General features: G+C 69.7%; 17 protein-coding genes. 13 read left to right on the plus strand and 4 right to left on the minus strand.

Annotated elements, in window-relative coordinates; translation table 11 throughout:
- The first annotated feature begins 69 nt into the window (after positions 1 to 69).
- Both EDF40_RS03415 and EDF40_RS03420 read left to right on the plus strand, forming a co-directional pair.
- A complete protein-coding gene (locus EDF40_RS03415) occupies positions 70 to 1,617 on the plus strand; it encodes a putative T7SS-secreted protein (protein ID WP_395866449.1) in 1,548 nt (515 codons plus the stop codon).
- The gene (locus tag EDF40_RS03420) at positions 1,617 to 2,378 is read left to right on the plus strand and encodes a PoNe immunity protein domain-containing protein (protein ID WP_123340663.1); all 762 of its coding nucleotides are present in this window, start codon (positions 1,617 to 1,619) and stop codon (positions 2,376 to 2,378) included. Before EDF40_RS03415 ends, EDF40_RS03420 begins: the two co-directional genes overlap by 1 nt.
- A 207-nt stretch (positions 2,379 to 2,585) precedes the next feature.
- Here EDF40_RS03420 and EDF40_RS03425 read toward each other — a convergent pair whose 3' ends face one another.
- Positions 2,586 to 3,686: a DUF1266 domain-containing protein gene (locus EDF40_RS03425; protein ID WP_123340664.1), complete on the minus strand. Its 1,101-nt coding sequence runs from the start codon at positions 3,684 to 3,686 to the stop codon at positions 2,586 to 2,588.
- Between the two features lie 26 nt (positions 3,687 to 3,712).
- Positions 3,713 to 4,975, minus strand: coding sequence for a DNA recombination protein RmuC (locus EDF40_RS03430; protein WP_123340665.1), 1,263 nt, complete (start codon positions 4,973 to 4,975; stop codon positions 3,713 to 3,715).
- 189 nt (positions 4,976 to 5,164) lie between these two features.
- On the opposite strand from EDF40_RS03430, the gene iolC reads away from it, so the two are divergent.
- The 11 genes from iolC to EDF40_RS03485 all read left to right on the plus strand — a co-directional run bounded on the left by iolC (position 5,165) and on the right by EDF40_RS03485 (position 17,455).
- Positions 5,165 to 6,196: a 5-dehydro-2-deoxygluconokinase gene (gene iolC, locus EDF40_RS03435; protein ID WP_123340666.1), complete on the plus strand. Its 1,032-nt coding sequence runs from the start codon at positions 5,165 to 5,167 to the stop codon at positions 6,194 to 6,196.
- Positions 6,189 to 7,145 carry a class I fructose-bisphosphate aldolase gene (locus EDF40_RS03440; protein WP_228510613.1) on the plus strand — a complete coding sequence of 319 codons (957 nt, stop codon included), beginning with the start codon at positions 6,189 to 6,191 and terminating at the stop codon, positions 7,143 to 7,145. Before iolC ends, EDF40_RS03440 begins: the two co-directional genes overlap by 8 nt.
- The gene (locus EDF40_RS03445; RefSeq protein ID WP_173169470.1) at positions 7,142 to 8,653 is read left to right on the plus strand and encodes a CoA-acylating methylmalonate-semialdehyde dehydrogenase; all 1,512 of its coding nucleotides are present in this window, start codon (positions 7,142 to 7,144) and stop codon (positions 8,651 to 8,653) included. The genes EDF40_RS03440 and EDF40_RS03445 overlap by 4 nt, the downstream gene beginning before the upstream one ends.
- Positions 8,654 to 8,661: 8 nt before the next feature.
- The gene (iolB, locus tag EDF40_RS03450; protein ID WP_123340667.1) at positions 8,662 to 9,600 is read left to right on the plus strand and encodes a 5-deoxy-glucuronate isomerase; all 939 of its coding nucleotides are present in this window, start codon (positions 8,662 to 8,664) and stop codon (positions 9,598 to 9,600) included.
- A 35-nt stretch (positions 9,601 to 9,635) separates the two neighbouring features.
- Entirely contained in the window at positions 9,636 to 11,543 is a 1,908-nt protein-coding gene (gene iolD, locus EDF40_RS03455) for a 3D-(3,5/4)-trihydroxycyclohexane-1,2-dione acylhydrolase (decyclizing) (RefSeq protein ID WP_123340787.1), read from the plus strand.
- Between the two features lie 51 nt (positions 11,544 to 11,594).
- A complete protein-coding gene (locus EDF40_RS03460; protein WP_123340668.1) occupies positions 11,595 to 12,521 on the plus strand; it encodes a sugar phosphate isomerase/epimerase in 927 nt (308 codons plus the stop codon).
- Between the two features lie 50 nt (positions 12,522 to 12,571).
- Positions 12,572 to 13,603 (plus strand): Gfo/Idh/MocA family protein, encoded by a 1,032-nt coding sequence (locus EDF40_RS03465; RefSeq protein WP_123340669.1) that lies wholly within the window; start codon positions 12,572 to 12,574, stop codon positions 13,601 to 13,603.
- 3 nt (positions 13,604 to 13,606) lie between these two features.
- On the plus strand, positions 13,607 to 14,476 hold the full coding sequence (locus EDF40_RS03470; protein ID WP_111084937.1) for a sugar phosphate isomerase/epimerase: 870 nt from the start codon (positions 13,607 to 13,609) through the stop codon (positions 14,474 to 14,476).
- The gene (locus tag EDF40_RS03475; protein ID WP_123340670.1) at positions 14,473 to 15,585 is read left to right on the plus strand and encodes a transaldolase family protein; all 1,113 of its coding nucleotides are present in this window, start codon (positions 14,473 to 14,475) and stop codon (positions 15,583 to 15,585) included. The genes EDF40_RS03470 and EDF40_RS03475 overlap by 4 nt, the downstream gene beginning before the upstream one ends.
- A gap of 146 nt (positions 15,586 to 15,731) precedes the next feature.
- Positions 15,732 to 16,925 carry a Gfo/Idh/MocA family protein gene (locus tag EDF40_RS03480; RefSeq protein ID WP_123340671.1) on the plus strand — a complete coding sequence of 398 codons (1,194 nt, stop codon included), beginning with the start codon at positions 15,732 to 15,734 and terminating at the stop codon, positions 16,923 to 16,925.
- Positions 16,926 to 17,047: 122 nt separating this feature from the next.
- Positions 17,048 to 17,455: a tautomerase family protein gene (locus EDF40_RS03485; protein ID WP_123340672.1), complete on the plus strand. Its 408-nt coding sequence runs from the start codon at positions 17,048 to 17,050 to the stop codon at positions 17,453 to 17,455.
- Between the two features lie 170 nt (positions 17,456 to 17,625).
- Here EDF40_RS03485 and EDF40_RS03490 read toward each other — a convergent pair whose 3' ends face one another.
- The gene (locus EDF40_RS03490) at positions 17,626 to 18,384 is read right to left on the minus strand and encodes a GntR family transcriptional regulator (RefSeq protein WP_123294141.1); all 759 of its coding nucleotides are present in this window, start codon (positions 18,382 to 18,384) and stop codon (positions 17,626 to 17,628) included.
- 95 nt (positions 18,385 to 18,479) lie between these two features.
- Positions 18,480 to 18,938: an SRPBCC family protein gene (locus EDF40_RS03495; RefSeq protein WP_123340673.1), complete on the minus strand. Its 459-nt coding sequence runs from the start codon at positions 18,936 to 18,938 to the stop codon at positions 18,480 to 18,482.
- Between the last annotated feature and the right edge of the window lie 35 nt (positions 18,939 to 18,973).

The following is an 18,973-nucleotide window of genomic DNA, read 5'->3' on the forward strand; positions in this document are numbered from 1 at the left end:
GTCCCCTGATATGGTCACATTCGCGCGCCTATGGAGAACAGGGCGAGAGATCGGACCTGGGGAGGAATGATGGGGCGGCCGTCGGGGTGGGACGTTGTCGATCAGGGTGATGATCCGGTCAAGGGTGATCCGTCGACGTTGCGGATGATGTCGCGGGAGTACCAGCGCATCTCCGACGCGGCGGATGACGCCTCGACCCGGCTGAAGTCGGTGAAGGGGTCCGGGTGGCTGACCGACTGGGAGGGTGAAGCCGCCGACGTGTTCGTCGACGCGATCGAGGACACCCCCTCGGACCTGACGAAGCTCGTCGACTCGTACGAACTCGCCGCGACGGCGTTGTCGGGGTGGGCGGACACGGTCGATGACACCCAGTACCGGGCTGATGGGGCGCTCGCGGACGCGAAGGACGCCTCCGGGGACCTCGCCGCGGCGCAGGACCGGCTCTCCGATGCGCAGTCGAACCTGTCGCACTACCAGTCGGCGTCGAAGGACCTGTCGAAGGTCGCGGACGAGTACCCGGCCGGGTCCGAGGTGCCGGACGGGGTGGACGTGCCGTCGCCGGCGCAGCTGCGGGCGGCGTCCGACAACGCCGCCGTCGCGCAGGGGTCCGTGTCGTCCGCGCAGGGCGACATCGCGGCGGCGCAGTCGCGGATCGACGCGGCGAAGCGGCTCGTGGCGGATGCGAAGGGTGACTGGCAGGACGCGGAGCAGCGGACCGCGACGAAGATCGGTGAAGCGGCTGACGCGGGGCTGGGGAAGCAGTCCACGTGGGACAAGATCTTCGGGTCCGAGGCGTGGGAGACCATCGTGTCGGTGGCGAAGGTCGTCGTGGCCGTGGGCGGGATCATCGCGATGATCATCCCGGGGCCGTGGACGTTGATCATCGCGGCGATCGCGCTCGTGGTGTTGGCGGACACGTTGTACAAGATGAGCAAGGGTGAAGCCGACGGGTGGGACCTCGCCTTCTCCCTGCTCGACTGCGTCCCCGCGGCTGGCGCCCTGGGGCGGTTGGCGAGCATGGGCAAGTACGCCAGCGGCATGGGTGGGATCTCCCGCGCCGGCGGACGGGTCCTCGCCGCGGGGCGCTCGGTCGTCGGGAAGGTCACTTCTGCGATCCCGTTCGGACGTCGCGTCGAACTGCCCCTCGGTGTCAAGGTCAACCCGAACGGGCGGACCCTGGCGAGGACCGCGACCAAGGACGAGAAGGCAGCCTTCGGAGAGCAGCAGATGCACGACCTCTACGCTCGTTCCGGTTTCGAACGGATCGACACGAAGGGCAGCACCAATGCCAACGGACTCGACGGTGTGTACTTCGACAAGAAGACCGGCGACTACGAGATCGGCGAGGCGAAGTTCTCGAAGCACGATGACGCTGCTCCGAACGGCCTGTTGCAGAACACGAAACTGAGTGGTCGTCAGCTGAGTGATCAGTGGATCGACTCTCCAGCGGCGCGGGATGCCTTGACTCGATTGGAACGAGCCGTGGACGAGCGCCACTTCGACGCGATCCAGAAGCTGCTCGACGAGGGAAAGCTCCCCCGAAGTGTCGTCGTCGTCGGACATGATGGAGGTTCAACACGATTCATGGTCGATACGGGTGGAAAGGTGATCCCCTGATGCCGCTCTTCCGGCGCAAGACTGCATTCCGGCAGCGGGCCGCCGAGTTCGATGCGCGATACTGGCAGAGCGCCATCGAGGTGACCTCGACCAATTGGGAAGGGCGCAAGGCTGCCGCGCAGCGAGCAACCGATCCCACGAAGCGATTGAGCGCCGTTCGTGGCGAGTGGCACATGGGCCTCCGCTACCTGGCCGCGCAGTACTCCGCGGGCGTCGGCTTGGACGTCATCGGAGATGTCGCTGAATCGGTGGCGGATGCGTACTGCACGTGGGTCGACCTAGCGTCCTCCGACCAGAAGCCGTCGCCCAGCCTCGGCGACGGAAACGAGTACTACATCAGCGTGCTGCGGCTTCTCGGCATCACGATGGGCTGTGGCCGGACGACTCGTGCGCGGACGGTTCTCGAGACGGTGGTTCGGCAGGGGGCGGACCCGCTGTTCTCGGCGCTTGCGTCTGCGTCCGGACTTCAGCACTCCTGGGATCAGAACAAGCCTTCGACGCCGCGGTTCGCGCGGCCCCTGCTCACGGCGCTCGAGCAGCCAGTCGAAGCCAGCCATGCAATCGAGACGTACCTCGCAGACTGGCCGTCGCGGATGAAACCGATGGATTGGATGGGATCGCTGGACGCAGTCGCCCCGGGCGACAGCTACGGTGCGGGATTCGTCGGGTATTGGGCGCTGGAACTGCCGGCGATCGCCAAAGCGACCGACATGCACCTCGATGAGATGAAATCGCCCTTCCTGCCGCTCGATCTCCTGTAGGAGGAGGGGCCCTGCGGGCCACATCTGAAATGACCTACCAGACGGCCCGACGCCGGTGGCGTTCTCGCGAGATGCCGCCGTTCACCGAGGCGTCACTGACAGTGTGCTGCGCTTGCTCTGGCGTGCGGTGGGTTGCTCGAGGCCGTCCGCGCGCTCCCCGGGCACTTCCACACACGAGCCGGCGCCCCGATGAGGGTCCGGTCGCAGTCAGGAGACCGACGCGTCGTCCTCGTCCGCCCACAGCGGGTCGCTGACGGTCCGGGGCAACAGCGCCCCCGGCGACGCAGGCCACGGCAGCCGCGTGACCGGCCAGTCGGAGGCAAAGAGCTCACGCCGCCCGGCATCGAACTCCTGCACCGTCTTGAGCTCGTCGTAGACCAGGGCGTACGCGGCGCGCAGGTTGTCGAAGTAGTCGTCCCACGAGTCGAACAGGGTGAACGCGACGTCGGCGACCAGGTCGATCGACGCCCAGGCATCGTCCTCGCTCAGGAGCCCGGCGGCGTACGCGCCTCGGACGGCGGTGACGGCGTTCTTGACGTCCATCGACCAGAGCAGCTTCGGCGGGCGGTCCGCTCGGCGTTCGAGCAGGCTCGACCCCGCCCAGGGATCGCTGCCGAGCAGCGAGGACAGTCGGGTGAGCCGAGCCTCGCCCTCGGCGGTGCGGCTCAACGCGAGGAACTGCCACGACACGCTCTTCGGACCGAGCAGGTCGACGGCGAAGGCCTGTGCGTCCTGCCCGCTGGCGACCTTGTAGGCCTCATCGAGTTCGCGGCGCAGGACGGTCACGGGCGGCAGGGGAATCGTCACGAAGGGAGAACGTGTGGCGTCCTGCAGGTACTCGCCGCCGAGTTCGATCCGCGCACCGTACGGGGCGAGGGACGCCGGCCACCAGCCCTCGTGGAAGTCGCCGAACGAGGTGAGCGCCAGCTGCTGCAGCCGGCGGACGGGCAGCTCGCGGGCGCCGGTGCGCTCCTGGTACCGCCGCTGTTCCCGCACCGGCAGTCCGATGTCACGCAGCGAGACGATGAAGGTCAACACGAACCACACGACGACGGCGATCAGGAAGCAACGCCACACCGCCTGGATGCCGTACCCGAAGTGCTGCCGGACCTCGTACGGCGCGAGGATCGAGATCAGGAGTACGGCGAAGAACGCGACGATCGCGATCGCCATGATGATCCATGCTGCGGCGCGGTCCCGTCGCCGCCCGGTCTGCTTCCGCGCCCTGGCGACCATCGCCCGGTGCCGCCAGCGTGGACGGACCGGGAACTCGCGGTCGCCGGGATGGTTCTGCAGTGGTTCCCCCATGACGAACGATCGTAGCGAGCGGCCGGTCAGTCCTCGTCGACCGCCCCCACCAGCTCCGGCGCCGTGAGCAACCGCGGCTCGTCCTCGATCGATGCCGGGTCCGCGATCACCTTCGACTCGTCGAGCAGCGACAACCGCCGTGCACTCGGCAGCACCTGCCGCTCGAGCGACCCCACGAACCGGTTGTAGTCGACGACGGAGCCCCGGATCGAACGACCGAGCTTGTCGACGTGCCCCGCCATCGTGGACAGCCGGCCGTAGAGCTCGCGCGAGACGCGGAAGAGCTCGTGCGCTTCTTGCGAGACGACGTCCTGCTGCCACGAGAAGGCCACCGTCTTCAGCACGGACCACAGGGTCACGGGTGAGGCGAGGGCGATGCGCTTGCGGAAGGCGTGGTCGAGCAGTCCGGGGTCGGCGGCGAGGGCGCTCGAGATGAGGGACTCGGACGGGATGAAGGCGACGGTGAGCTCGGGGGAGGCGTCGTACCCGGTCCAGTACTCGCGCGCGGCCAGGGCGTCGACGTGCGCTCGGAGCGCCTTGACGTGCTGCCCGATGAGCGCGTCGCGGCGAGCCCCCTCGGCGCCGGTTGCGGTCGCCGGGATCTCGGCGGCCTGCAGGTAGGCGCTGAACGGCACCTTGGCGTCGACGGCGATGGTCTTGCCACCGGGCAGGTGCACGACCATGTCGGGCCGGGCGGTGCCGGCCGAGGTGGTGACCGAGGACTGCACGTCGAAGTCGACCCGTTCGAGCAACCCGGCCGCCTCGACCACGTTGCGCAGCTGCGTCTCGCCCCACACCCCGCGGGTGCTGTTCGACGACAGGGCGCTGGCCAGGGTGTCGGCCGTGGCGCGCAGGCGTTCCTCGGACTCGGCGGCCGACCGGAGCTGCGCGGACAGGGCGCCGTACTGCTCGCTGCGGGACTGCTCGAGCTCGGCGATCTTCGTGCGCATGACGTCGAGGGTCTGCGCGACGGGGCTGAGGGCGGACAGCACCTTCGACTCGTTCTGGTTCCGGGCCGAGTCGGCGCCGTGCATGCGCTGCACGAGGTGCTCGAGCTCGGCCGCGCGCCGTTCGAGGGAGTCGACCTGTCGGCGGTACTGGGCGTCCTGCGCGTCGAGGCGTTCCTCGGCGTCGCGCCGGACCTCGTCGAGCCGCGTGCGGAGTGCCTCGGCGCTCGCGCGCGACGCTGCGGCGTCGACGCCGGCGCGCGACCGCGCGAGCGACCAGGCGACGACCGCACCGACGGCGATGCCGATCACGAGACCGATGACCAGGGCGAGGATCTGCATGTCGTGACCCTGGCAGAACCCACCGACACCGGGCCTCCCGGCCCACCGATCCCGGGTTTCCTGGCGCAGCGACGCGGCCACCGGCCCGGCGGGACCAGCCCGGCAAACCATGTCATGACATTAGGGCAAACACGGTGTACAGTCGTGAACGTCCGCCGATGAAGCCGCACGGAAGGTCCACCACGTCGCATGACGAACCCCGCTCCCCACGCCTACGACGTGATCACGATGGGACGCGTCAGCGTCGACATCTACCCGCAGCAGACCGGCCCGCTCGAAGACGTCACGACGTTCTCGAAGTCCGTCGGCGGCAGCGCGACCAACGTCGCCATCGCCGCAGCGCGCCACGGTGCCGACGCCGCGGTCATCACCCGCACCGGCAACGACCCCTTCGGCCGGTACATCGCCCGCACCCTGCCGGAGTTCGGCGTCGCGAACGCCTACGTCGAGACGGTCGAGGGGCTGAACACCCCCGTCGCGTTCTGCGAGATCTTCCCGCCGGACGACTTCCCGCTGTACTTCTACCGTGCCCCGAAGGCGCCGGACCTGATGATCACGGCGAAGTCGCTGCCGCTGCACGAGATCGAGCGGGCGAAGATCTTCTGGACCACGGTGACCGGCCTGAGCGAAGAGCCGAGCCGGCAGGCACACCACGTCGCGTACGAAGCGCGCACAGCCGCGCAGAACAGCACAAAGAACCACACCGTCTTGGACCTGGACTACCGCTCGATGTTCTGGTCGAGCCCCGAGGCCGCGACGCGCGAGGTCGCCGTCGCCCTCGAGCACGCCACGGTCGCCGTCGGCAACCGCGAGGAGTGTGAGGTCGCCGTCGGTGAGACCGACCCGGTCCGTGCGGCCGACGCCCTGCTCGAGCGCGGCGTCGAGATCGCCATCGTCAAGCAGGGCCCCAAGGGCGTGCTGGCGAAGACCCGCGACGAGTTCGTCGAGTTCCGCCCGCACCACATCGACGTCGTCAACGGGCTCGGCTCGGGCGACGGCTTCGGCGGCGCGCTGACCCACGGCCTGCTGCAGGGCTGGGGCCTCGAGCGGATCCTCGCCTTCTGCAACGCCGCCGGCGCCATCGTCGCGACCCGGTTCGAGTGCTCGACGGCGATGCCCACGAGCGACGAGATCGAGCAGTTCCTGACCGACAACCCCGCCGAGGGAACGACGCACACGAGCGCGGGTGCGACCAACACCGAGGAGAAGACCCATGCCTGAGATCAGCCCCGCTGACTTCCAGCGCCTCCGGGACATCCGCGCCGGACAGCCCGAACTGGTGCGGTCCGTGCTCGACGCTCGGCACAAGCGCTCCCTGCTCGCCGACGACGGCAAGCTCTTCATCGTCGCCGCCGACCACCCGGCCCGCGGTGCCCTGGCGGTCCGGAACGACGAGTCCGCCATGGCCGACCGCTACGACCTGCTCGAGCGGCTCGTCACGGCGCTCGGTCGCCCCGGCGTCGACGGGGTGCTCGGGACGCCCGACATCCTCGAGGACCTGGCACTGCTCGGCGCCCTCGACGGCAAGGTCGTCGTCGGGTCGATGAACCGCGGCGGGCTGCGCGGCGCGACGTTCGAGATGGATGACCGCTACACCGCCTACTCGGCGCAGGCCATCAAGGACTCCGGGCTCGACTTCGCAAAGCTCCTGGTGCGCATCGCGCTCGAGGACGCGGGCACGGCCCCGACGCTCGAGGCCACGGCCCGCGCCGTGAGCGAGGCCGCCGCACTCCAGCTGCCGATCATGCTCGAGCCGTTCATGTCCGCGTGGCAGGACGGCCGGGTCGTGAACGACCTGACCGCCGACGCCGTCATCACCTCGATGGCGATCGCCGCGGGCCTGGGGGAGTCCAGCGCCTACAGCTGGCTCAAGATCCCGGTCGTCGACGACATGGAGCGGGTGATGGCGGCGACGACGCTGCCGACGCTGCTGCTCGGTGGCGACCCGTCGAGCAAGCCGCTCGAGACGTACGCCAAGTGGGCCGACGCCCTCGCACTCCCCGGCGTGCGCGGCCTGGTCGTCGGTCGGACCCTGCTCTACCCGCCGGACGGCGACGTCGCCACCGCGGTCGACGTCGCCGCCGGCCTCGTCCACACCGGGAGCGCCGGCACCGGGAACGCCGGCACCACGCACGAACACGCCACCACACTCGAAGGAAGCAACGCATGACCACCACGGAGACCGCCACCACCACCGTCGGCCACTGGATCGGCGGCAAGCACGTCGAGTCCGCGTCGGGCAACAGCGCCCCCGTGTACGACCCGGCCCTGGGCGTCGCGACGAAGCAGGTCGCCCTGGCGAACGAGGACGAGATCCAGGCCGCCATCGCGAGCGCCAAGGCGGCGTTCCCGGCGTGGAGCAACCTGTCGCTCACCAAGCGCCAGCAGATCCTGTTCTCGTTCCGCGAGATCCTGAACCGCGACAAGGGCGAGCTCGCCGAGATCATCACGAGCGAGCACGGCAAGGTCATCGACGACGCCCTGGGTGAGATCGCCCGTGGGCAGGAGGTCGTGGAGCTCGCGACGAACATCCCGAGCCTGCTCAAGGGCGAGTTCTCCGACCAGGTCTCGACCGGCATCGACGTGTACTCGATCCGGCAGCCGCTCGGCGTCGTGGGCATCATCAGCCCCTTCAACTTCCCGGCGATGGTGCCGCTGTGGTTCCTGCCGATCGCGATCGCCGCGGGCAACACCGTCGTGCTGAAGCCGTCGGAGAAGGACCCGAGCGCCGCCATCTGGCTCGCCGAGAAGTTCTCCGAGGCCGGTCTCCCCGACGGTGTCTTCAACGTCCTCAACGGCGACAAGCTGAGCGTCGACGGCCTGCTCACGAGCCCCGACGTCGAGTCGATCTCGTTCGTCGGTTCCACGCCGATCGCGCAGTACGTCTACGAGACGGGCACGAAGCACGGCAAGCGCGTGCAGGCCCTGGGCGGCGCGAAGAACCACATGCTGGTGCTGCCGGACGCCGACCTCGACCTGGTCGCGGACAACGCCATCAACGCGGGCTTCGGCTCCGCCGGTGAGCGCTGCATGGCGATCTCGGTCGTCGTCGCCGTCGAGCCGGTGGCCGACGAGCTCATCCAGAAGATCAAGGACCGCGCGGCCACCCTGCGCATCGGCGACGGTCGTCGCGGATGCGACATGGGCCCGCTCGTCACGAAGCAGCACCGTGACAAGGTCGCCTCGTACATCGAGGTCGCAGAGCAGGACGGTGCGGTGGTTGTGGTGGACGGCCGCACCGTCCGACCCGACGGCGACGAGAACGGCTTCTGGCTGGGCCCGACGCTGATCGACCAGGTCCCCACCACGAGCCGCGTCTACACCGAGGAGATCTTCGGCCCGGTGCTGAGCGTCGTCCGCGTCGCCACGTACGAAGAGGGCCTCGAGCTCATCAACTCAGGTGCGTACGGCAACGGGACCGCCATCTTCACCAACGACGGCGGCGCTGCCCGTCGCTTCCAGCGCGACGTGCAGGTCGGCATGATCGGCATCAACGTCCCGATCCCCGTGCCGGTCGCGTACTTCTCGTTCGGCGGCTGGAAGAATTCGCTGTTCGGTGACCACAAGGCGTACGGCGCCGACGGCGTGAGCTTCTTCACCCGCCAGAAGGCGATCACGAGCCGCTGGCTCGACCCGTCGCACGGCGGCATCAACCTCGGCTTCCCGTCGAACAACTGAGCCGCAGCATGGCGAACGAACAGCACGAGCACGAGCACGAGCAGTGGTTCATCCCGAAGGGGAGCCGGCCGGAGGCCGGCTGGACCGACGTCGTCGACGGCCGCATCGCAGGATGGGCGCACACCGGGCTCCGGACCGGCACCCTGACGGACGGTGACCCGACCGGCACGCGCGAGTTGCGCCTCCCGGCCGACGCCGTGGAGCGCATCGTCGTGCCGCTCGCCGGGTCGTTCCACGTGACCTACGCGGGCGCTGCCGGGGACGGCGAGCAGGCCCTGCAGGGGCGCGCGAACGTCTTCGAGGGCCCCACCGACGTCCTGTACCTCGGATCGGGCACCGCGGCGACGATCACCGGCGCAGGCCGGTTCGCGGTCGCCGAGGCGCCCTCCGACACCGTCAAGCCGACCACGTACGTGGCCCGGCAGGACGTGCCGGTGGAGCTCCGCGGTGCCGGGCAGTCCAGCCGCCAGGTGCACAACTTCGGCACCCCGGCGGCCCTCGACGCCGACAAGTTCATCGTGTGCGAGGTGATCACGCCGGCCGGCAACTGGTCGTCGTACCCGCCGCACAAGCACGACACCAACGTGCCGGGCGAGGAGTCGAACCTCGAGGAGATCTACTACTACGAGTCCGCGGTCGCACGCGGCCTCTCCGCTCCGGCCACCGCCGACCCGTTCGCCCTGCACCGGACCTACGCCTCGGACGACCGTCCGATCGACGAGTTCCGCGAAGTGCGCACCGGCGACATCGCGCTGGTGCCGCACGGCTGGCACGGTCCCGCCGTCGCTGCTCCGGGCTACGACATGTACTACCTGAACGTGATGGCCGGGCCCGACCCGGAGCGCGTCTGGAACATCACCGACGACCCGGCCCACGGCTGGGTCCGCCAGGCCTGGGGGAGCGAGCAGCTCGACCCGCGCCTGCCCTACGAGAAGGAGTCCGCGTGACCACCACCACGCGCGAAGCCGGCGCGACGCGCCGGATGACCGTCGGCCAGGCACTCGTCGAGTTCCTGGCGAACCAGTGGACCGTCGACGGCGACGTCCGCGAACGCACCATCCCGGGGATCTTCGGCATCTTCGGGCACGGCAACGTCGCCGGCGTCGGACAGGCCATCAAGCAGCTCCACGTCGAGCAGCCCGGCCTGCTGCCGTACCACCAGGCCCGCAACGAGCAGGCGATGGTGCACGAGGCCGTCGGCTTCGCCCGCATGCACCGCCGCCGTGCGACCTTCGCAGCGACGGCGTCGGTCGGCCCGGGCGCCGCGAACATGCTCACCGCTGCGGCGCTCGCGACGACGAACCGCCTGCCCGCTCTGCTGCTGCCGTCGGACACGTTCGCGACGCGCACCACCGACCCGGTGCTCCAGCAGATCGAGCTGCCGCACGACACCTCGATCCAGGTGACGGACGCGTTCCGTCCGCTGTCGCGCTACTTCGACCGCGTCGAGCGCCCCGAACAGCTGTTCTCGATCGCCCTCGCCGCGATGCGCGTGCTCACCGACCCGGCCGAGACCGGTGCCGTGACCATCGCCCTGCCCGAGGACGTGCAGGCCGAGGAGTTCGACGTCCCCGTCGCGTTCCTGCAGCCGCGCGAGTGGCACATCCGTCGGCCGTTGCCCGAGCACGGGCCGCTGGCGCGTGCGGTCGCCGCGATCCGGGGCGCCCAGCGTCCGGTGATCGTCGCGGGCGGCGGCGTGCTGTACTCCGGCGCGGAGCACGAGCTCGCGGCCTTCGTCGAGGCCACCGGCATCCCGGTCGGTACCTCGCAGGCCGGCGGCGGCTCGCTCGTCTGGGACCACCCGCAGTACCTCGGTGGCATCGGCGCGACCGGCACGGCCGCCGCGAACGCGGTCGCCGCGCAGGCGGACGTCGTGATCGGGATCGGCACGCGCTATAGCGACTTCACGACCGCGTCGCGGACCGCGTTCCAGAACCCGGACGTCACGTTCGTGAACGTCAACGTGGCCGCGTTCGATGCGTACAAGCACGGTTCGCAGCTGCCGCTGATCGCGGATGCCCGGGAGGCCCTGGTCGCGTTGACCGCGGTGTTCGCGTCTTCCGGGTCGTCACCCGCAGAGCCCGCGTTCGTCGTCGACGCCGCCTACGCTGCGGAGATCGCGTCGCTGAAGGAGGCGTGGGACGCAGCCGTCGACGGCGCGTTCGCGCCGTCCGGCGCCGACCTGCCCGGTCAGCCGGAGATCATCGGCGCCGTGCAGTCGGTGTCCGACCCGCGCGACGTCGTCATCCAGGCGGCCGGCTCGCTGCCCGGCGACCTGCACAAGCTCTGGCGCGTGCAGGACGCCCTCGGCTACCACGTCGAGTACGCGTTCTCGTGCATGGGCTACGAGATCGCCGGCGGCATCGGCGTCCGTCGTGGCGCCCCGGACCGCGACGCGATCGTCATGGTCGGCGACGGCAGCTACCTCATGCTGCACACCGAGCTCGTCACCGCCGTGGCCGAGGGCATCAAGATCATCGTCGTGCTCATCCAGAACCACGGGTACGCGTCGATCGGGCACCTGTCCGAGACCGTCGGGTCCGAGCGCTACGGCACGAAGTACCGCTACCTGGACGAGACGCAGTCGTTCGACAACGGCGACCCGCTGCCGGTCGACCTCGCGGCGAACGCGCGGTCGTACGGCGTCGACGTGATCGAGGTCCAGCCCGGCCCGGACAGCATCGAGGACCTCAAGGCCGCGGTGCGCCAGGCGAAGGCGAACGACCACACCACCCTCGTGCACATCAACTCGGACCCGCTGGTCTACGCCCCCGAGGGCGACGGCTGGTGGGACGTGCCGGTGGCGCAGACCTCGACGCTGTCGAGCACGCAGACCGCCCGCGCCGAGTACGAGCAGCAAGTCGCCGCGCAGCGCCCGCTGCTCGGCTGAGCACCACCGTCCACCACACGCACCACATCCAGAAAGCAGACGACTCTCGTCATGACCGACACCGCCACCGCCACCGACGCCATCCGGATCGGCACCGCTCCCGACTCCTGGGGCGTCTGGTTCCCCGACGACCCCAAGCAGGTGCCGTGGAAGCGCTTCCTCGACGAAGCGGCCGCAGCCGGGTACGAGTGGATCGAGCTCGGACCGTACGGCTACCTGCCGACCGACCCGTCGCAGCTGTCGGACGAGCTCGAGTCGCGCGGGCTGAAGCTGTCCGCCGGAACGGTGTTCACCGGGTTCCACAAGGGCGAGGACCAGTTCCAGCGTGCCTGGGACCAGGCCGTGGCGGTCGCGGGTCTGGCGGCGAAGCTCGGCGCCCAGCACCTCGTGACGATCCCGGACCTGTGGCGCTCGGACGCCACGGAGGAGGTCCTCGAGTCGCGCACCCTGACCGACGAGCAGTGGGACCGCCTCGGCAAGGGGCACGACCAGCTCGGCAAGGCGCTGCTCGAGGAGTACGGCGTCCACCAGCAGTTCCACACCCACGCGGACAGCCACGTCGGCACCTACAAGGAGACCGTGCGGTTCCTCGAGGTGACGAACCCCGAGTACACGAACCTCTGCCTCGACACCGGCCACTTCGCGTACTACGGCGGCGACAACCTCAAGCTCATCGCCGCACACCCGGAGCGCATCGGCTACCTGCACCTCAAGCAGGTCGACACCGACCTGCTGTTCGACGTGCTGAAGAACGACGTGCCGTTCGCCACCGCCGTGTCGCAGGGGATCATGACCGAGCCGCCGCACGGCACCCCGGAGCTCGGCCCGATCATCGAGGCGGTCGCGAAGATCAACCCGGACATCTTCGGCATCGTCGAGCAGGACATGTACGGCTGCTCGGTCGACGCCCCCGGCCCGATCGCCGAGCGCACCTTCCAGCACATCTTCGGTTCCACGTCCGCCGCTCGCGTGTCCTGACCGGCCCCCGCAGCCGTCCACGCAGCGTCATCTACCCCAGGAGCACCGCCATGAGCACCACTGACAACCTCCGCGTCGCCGTCGTCGGCGCGGGCGCCATGGGCAGCGACCACATCCGTCGCATCACCTCGACCATCGCCGGCGCCGACGTCGTCGCGATCGTCGACCCGGACACCGGCCGTGCGACCGCCGCCGCGGCGAAGGCGCCCGGCGCGATCACCGCGGCATCGTTCGAGGAGGCGCTCGACGCCACCCCGATCGACGCCGTCATCGTCGCGACGCCCGGCTTCCTGCACGAGCCGGTCCTGGTGCCGGCGATCGAGCGCGGCCTCGCCGTCCTGTGCGAGAAGCCGCTGACGACCTCGGCCGAGGACTCGTTGCGGATCGTCGAGCTCGAGCAGGCGACGTCCGACCGTCCGAAGATCCAGGTCGGCTTCATGCGCCGCTTCGACAAGGGCTACCAGGAGCTGCGCGCGCTGCGAGAGTCCGGGGCCAACGGCGCCCTGCTCGCGCTGCACCACGCGCACCGCAACCCGACCACGCCGCCGAACTTCAGCGAGTCGATGCTCATCCACGACTCGGTGATCCACGAGATCGACATCATCCCGTTCATCGCGGGCGAGGCGATCACGAGCGTCGAGGTCAAGAAGCCCCGCAAGAACTCGCTCGCGCCAGCCGACCTGCCCGAGCCGCAGTTCGTGCTGTTCACCACCGAGTCCGGCACCATGGCGATCGTCGAGATCAACGTGAACGCCCAGTTCGGCTACCAGGTCACGACCGACGCGGTGTTCGAGTCCGGTGTCGCGTACATCGGTCGCGAGACCTCGCTCAACCTCGTGTCGCAAGGCGTCTCCGGCCAGGGCGTCACCCCGTCGTTCGTCGAGCGCTTCGGTGCCGCGTACGACGAAGAGGTGCAGCGCTGGGTCGACGCCGCGCGCACCGGTGGCATCGACGGCCCGAGCGCCTGGGACGGGTACACCGCCTCGGTCGTCGCCGAGGTCGCCGTGCGTGCGCAACAGTCCGGTGCGCTCGAGCCGATCACGTACGCCACGGCGAAGCCCGCGTTCTACGAGACGGCCTGATCGATGCCGAAGATCGCACTCGACCCCACGCCGTACCACCACGACCTGTCGCTGCTGGAGTTCCCGCAGAAGGTGGCCGACCTCGGCTACGAGTACCTGCAGCTCACCCCGCACAAGGACTTCATCCCCTTCTACCGGCACCCCACGGCCGACGACGACCTCGTCGACGCGTTCGCCGCGGCGTGCACGACGGCCGGGGTCCAGGTCGCGTCGGTCCTGCCCGTCCTGCGCTGGGCCGGCCCGGACAAGGAGGCCCGCGAGGCCGCCGTCAAGAAGTGGAAGCGGGTCATCGAGATCACGAAGCGCCTGGGCGTGGACACGATCAACACGGAGTTCTCCGGCCGCCCCGAGCGTGCCGAGGAGTCCGAGGACCAGTTCCACTGGGCGATGGAGGAGCTCCTGCCGATCATCGAGGACTCGGGCATCCGGGTCCTCATCGACCCGCACCCCGACGACTTCGTCGAGGACGGGCTCGAGGCGCTCCGGGTGATCCGCGGGCTGAACTCGAAGAGCATCGGCTTCGTCTACGTCGCCTGCCACACGTTCCACTACGGCGGCAACATGGACGAGATCATCGACGCCGCGGGCGACTCGCTGCAGCTCGTGCACGTCGCCGACGCGTACGACCACCACCGGTCGCACGGCTTGCGCTACATCACCAACCCGCCCGGCAACCCGGTCCGCGTGCACCAGCACCTGCCGGTCGGCCAGGCGGACGTCGACTTCGACGCCTTCTGGGCCGCCCTCGACCGGGTCGGCTTCACGGCGCGCGAGGACACCGTCGCGGTGTCGAGCGTCTTCGCCGAGGACGAGAACGCCGACCAGGTCTCGCGCTTCCAGCTCGACACGATCAAGAAGGGACTCACACGATGACCGACACCCTCTCGTCGCCGGCGACCACCGACGCCGACGTCCGACCCGTCACACTGCAGGCCGCGTCGCAGACCGTGACCGCCCTGTGGAACGACTCCGCCGACCCGCGCGAACTGTCCACCGCGATCCACGAGTACGGCGCCGTCGGGGCGACCTGCAACCCGGTGATCGCGTACACCTGCATCAAGCAGGACCCGGAGACCTGGGTGCCGCGCATCCGCGAGATCGCCGCGGAGCACCCGACCGCGGGGGAGTCCTGGATCGGTTGGAAGGCCGTCGAGGAGCTCTCCATCGCGGCGGCCGAGCAGCTGCTGCCCGCGTTCGAGGCGTCCGGCGGCCGCAACGGTCGCCTGTCGATGCAGACCGACCCGCGCTTCCACCGCGACGCCGACGCCCTGGTCGAGCAGGCCGTGCGGTTCTCGCAGCTCGCCCCGAACATCATCGTGAAGATCCCCGCCACCAAGGTCGGCATCGCCGCGATCGAGGAGGCCGCCTACCGCGGGGTCTCGATCAACGCGACGGTGTCGTTCACGGTGCCGCAGGTCGTCGCCGTCGGTGAGGCCATCGAGCGCGCGCTCGACCGTCGTGCCGCCGACGGGCTGCCCGACCAGGAGTTCGGTCACGTCGTCACGCTGATGGCCGGCCGGTTCGACGACTGGTTGAAGACCGTCGTCAAGCGCGACCACGTCATGGTCGACCCCGGCATCCTCGAGTGGGCCGGCGTCGCCGCGGTGAAGAACGCCTACCGGGTGTTCCAGGAGCGTGGCTTCCGGTCGCGCGTGCTCGTCGCCGCCTTCCGGAACGCCCTGCAGTGGTCGGAGTTCCAGGGCGGGGACCTCGTCGTCTCGCCGCCGTTCCAGTGGACGAAGGACATCAACGCGAACGCGTTCCCGTTCCGTCCGGACGCCATCCACGACGAGGTGCCGGCCGACGTCATCGCGGCTCTGCGCGCGGCGACGCCCGAGTTCGCGCGCGGGTACGACGTCGACGGCATGACGATCGACGAGTTCGACCGGTTCGGGGCCACGGTGACGACGCTGCGCCAGTTCCTCGACGCCGACGCGCAGCTCGACGCCCTGGTGCGGGACATCATCTTCCCGCCGAACTGAGCCGAGTCACTTCGTGAGCAGAAGACGTCGGGTCGCCCCAGGTGACCCGACGTCTTCTGCTCACGGTCTTTGTACTGACAAACCACGAGCAATCCCGTACGATGGTTGGCGCGCTCCAATCGGCGCCCACGAACGAAGGAGTTCCCATGGACAGCATCGGTGTCGGCCTCATCTCGGTCGGCTGGATGGGGCGGCTGCACTCCCGCGCCTACCGCGCCCTGCCGGACCACTTCCCGGAGCTCGGCGTGCAGCCCCGGCTCGTCGTCGCCGCGGACCCGATCGAGGCCGCACGCGACCAGGCCGTCACCCGCCTGGGCTACGAGCGGGCGGTCGCCGACTACCACGAGGTCCTCGCCGACCCAGCCGTCGACGTCGTGTCGATCTGCTCGCCGAACTTCCTGCACCGCGAGATGGCGGTCGCCGCTGCCGAGGCCGGCAAGCCGTTCTGGATCGAGAAGCCGATGGGCCGCTACGCCAGCGACTCCCGGCAGATCCACGAGGCCGTCCAGCGCGCGGGCGTCATCACGAGCGTCGGGTTCAACTACCGGCACGCCCCCGCGATCGAGCGGGCGCGCGAACTCGTCCGCAGCGGCCGCCTCGGTCGCATCACGAACGTGCGCGGCTCGCTGCTCGCCGACTACTCGTCCGACCCCGCGGCGCCGCTGACCTGGCGCTTCGAGCGGGAGCGTGCCGGTTCGGGCGTGCTCGGCGACCTGCTGTCGCACGGCCTCGACCTGGCGCAGTACGTCGTCGGCCGGATCGCCAGTGTGAGCGCGCTCGCCGAGACCTTCATCCAGGAGCGCCCGAAGCCAGCCGCGGGCATCGTCGACCGGAGCGCCGCCGCCACCGGCGACCTCGGCCGCGTCGAGAACGAGGACTACGCAGCCCTGCTCTTCCGCTTCGAGGACGGCGCCGTCGGCACCATGGACTCGAGCCGTGTCATGCGGGGGCCGCACGCCGAGTACACGCTCGAGATCTACGGCACCAGGGGTTCGGTGCGGTGGGACTTCCAGCGTCTCAACGAGCTCGAGGTGTACCTCGACGGCCAGGAGGTCGACGGCTACGCCACGCACTACGTCGCCGCGGGTGACGGCGAGTTCGCGCGCTTCCAACCCGGCGCCGGCACGGCCATGGGCTACGACGACCTGAAGACGATCGAGGCCGCCCAGTTCATCGCGAGCGTCCGTCGCGGGGAGCAGCTCGCCCCGTCGGTCGCTGACGGGCTGGCTGCTGCGTCCATCGTCGAGGCGGCGGAAGCGTCCCTCGCCGACGGTGCGTGGCACGACGTCGCGCGTGTCGACGGACCGCTCACCTACGCGGCGGCGACCCCCGTGCTCTAGACGGTCGCGGACGACGGACGGGAGGCGCGGTGCCAGCTGGCGCTGCGCCTCCAGTCCGTCTGTTGCTGCGTCTCGATCCATGTTAGTTTGTCAGGACAAAGTCCCGAACTGCAGGAGGCACCATGCCGCTCGTCCGTATCGACCTCGCCACCGGCCGCACGCCGCAGGCAGTGCGCGCCATCGCCGACGCGATCCACCGGGCCATCGTCGACGTGTACGCGATCCCCGTGCGCGACCGGTTCCAGGTGATCACCGAGCACCCGGCGCAGCAGATCATCGCCGAGGACGCCGGCCTGGGGTTCGAGCGCACCGAGGGCGTCGTCATGATCCAGGTCTTCACGCAGCGTGGGCGCACCGACGAGGCGAAGACGACGCTGTACGCGGCGATCCACGACGCCCTGGCGGCGGTCGGTGTCGCGTCCGAGGACGTCTTCATCGGCTACGTCGAGAACGGCCCGCAGGACTGGTCGTTCGGCTTCGGCCGTGCACAGTACGTGACCGGCGAGCTCGGCGTGCCCGCACCGGCCTGAGCGGGGGTTTGTCCGTCCGCTCCGTGTCCTGCGCCCGCTCGCTCCGTCTGCCGGTCCCGAGGTTCCGAAATCTCGGCATCTCGAGGCGTCCGGCGGCCATTCGTGGAACCTCGGCGTCACGCACGCGGCAGTTCGTGGAACCTCGACGTCACGCGGGCAGCACGAACTGCCTACTTGTCGACGAGGGTGACCTCGAACGAGTAGCGGTCGGGGCGGTAGCAGTGCACGCCGTACTCGACCGCGCGGCCCGAGGCGTCGTACGCCGTGCGGCTCATGGTGAGCACGGGGTCGCCGTCCTCGATCTCGAGCAGACCGGCCTCTTCGTCGGTCACCGCGCGGGCACCGATCCGCTGCTTCGCCACCCGCATCGTCACGCCGCGACCGCGGAGCAGCTGGTAGAGCCCGTGGTCCTGCAGGTCCTGGTCGGTGATCTCGAGGAACTCCGGCGGCAGGTAGTTCTCGAGGATCGCCATCGGGACGTCCTCGGCGAACCGCACGCGGCGGATGTGCGCCACGATCGTGCCGGGCTCGATGCTCAGGGCTGCGGCGACCTCGTCCGAGGCAGGGACGTCGTTGCGCTCGAGGAGCTTCGTCGCCGGTGCCTGTGATCCCTGGGCCAGGTCGTCGTACAGGCTCGTGAGCTCGACCTTGCGGGTCACCGGGCCGTGCACGACCTGTGTGCCGATGCCGCGGCGGCGGACGAGCAGGCCCTTGTCGACGAGGTCCTGGATCGCCCGGCGGATCGTCGGGCGGGACAGCCCGAGGCGCTCGCCGAGCGCGATCTCGTTCTCGAGACGGGCGCCGGGAGGCATCACGCCGGAGCGGATCGACTCCTCGATGCGCGAGGCCACCTGGAAGTAGAGGGGCATGGGACCCGACCGGTCCAGGTCCATGAACAGGTCGGACGGCAGCTGGCCTTCGTTGGTCATCGCGGTCCTTCGGGGAATTGCGGGTTCGGCATCGATGCCGAGGGATTGTCGTGACAATACCACCGGGTGCCCTGCTCCCCGGTGTGCCACTCCCGTCAGTGCTCGACCGCGGCCTTCAGCTTGGCGAGGCCCTTCTCGAAGTCGCCGCCGAGGAACTTGTCCATGTTGACGAACACCCCCATCACGCGCGACATCAGGTTCTGCGGGCTCGTCATCGACCAGACGACCCGCGTGCCGTCGGTCGCTTCGTGCAACCGGAACGCCACCGCGCTCGACGACTTGAACGGTGCGGTGAACTGCAGGTCGACGTCGACCTCGGTGGCATCGACCCGTGTGATCGCCATGGACCCGGCGCCGGCCTTGCGGTTGCCCTTCCAGGCGTACGTCGAGCCGACCGTCCCCGGTTGGCCGGTGTACGTCCGCTGCAGCGCGGGATCCTGCCCCTCCCACGGCGACCACTCGACCCAGCGGTGCAGGTCTGCCAGGTACGGGGTGATGTCCGCGGCGCGAGCCGTGATGACGGTCTCGCGTTCGATCGTGGTGGGCGCAGCCATGCGCTGAGCGTAGTGCCGCGGTCGAGGGCGCGACA

It is taken from the genome of Curtobacterium sp. PhB170 (genome assembly GCF_003752345.1).
Lineage (GTDB): Bacteria > Actinomycetota > Actinomycetes > Actinomycetales > Microbacteriaceae > Curtobacterium.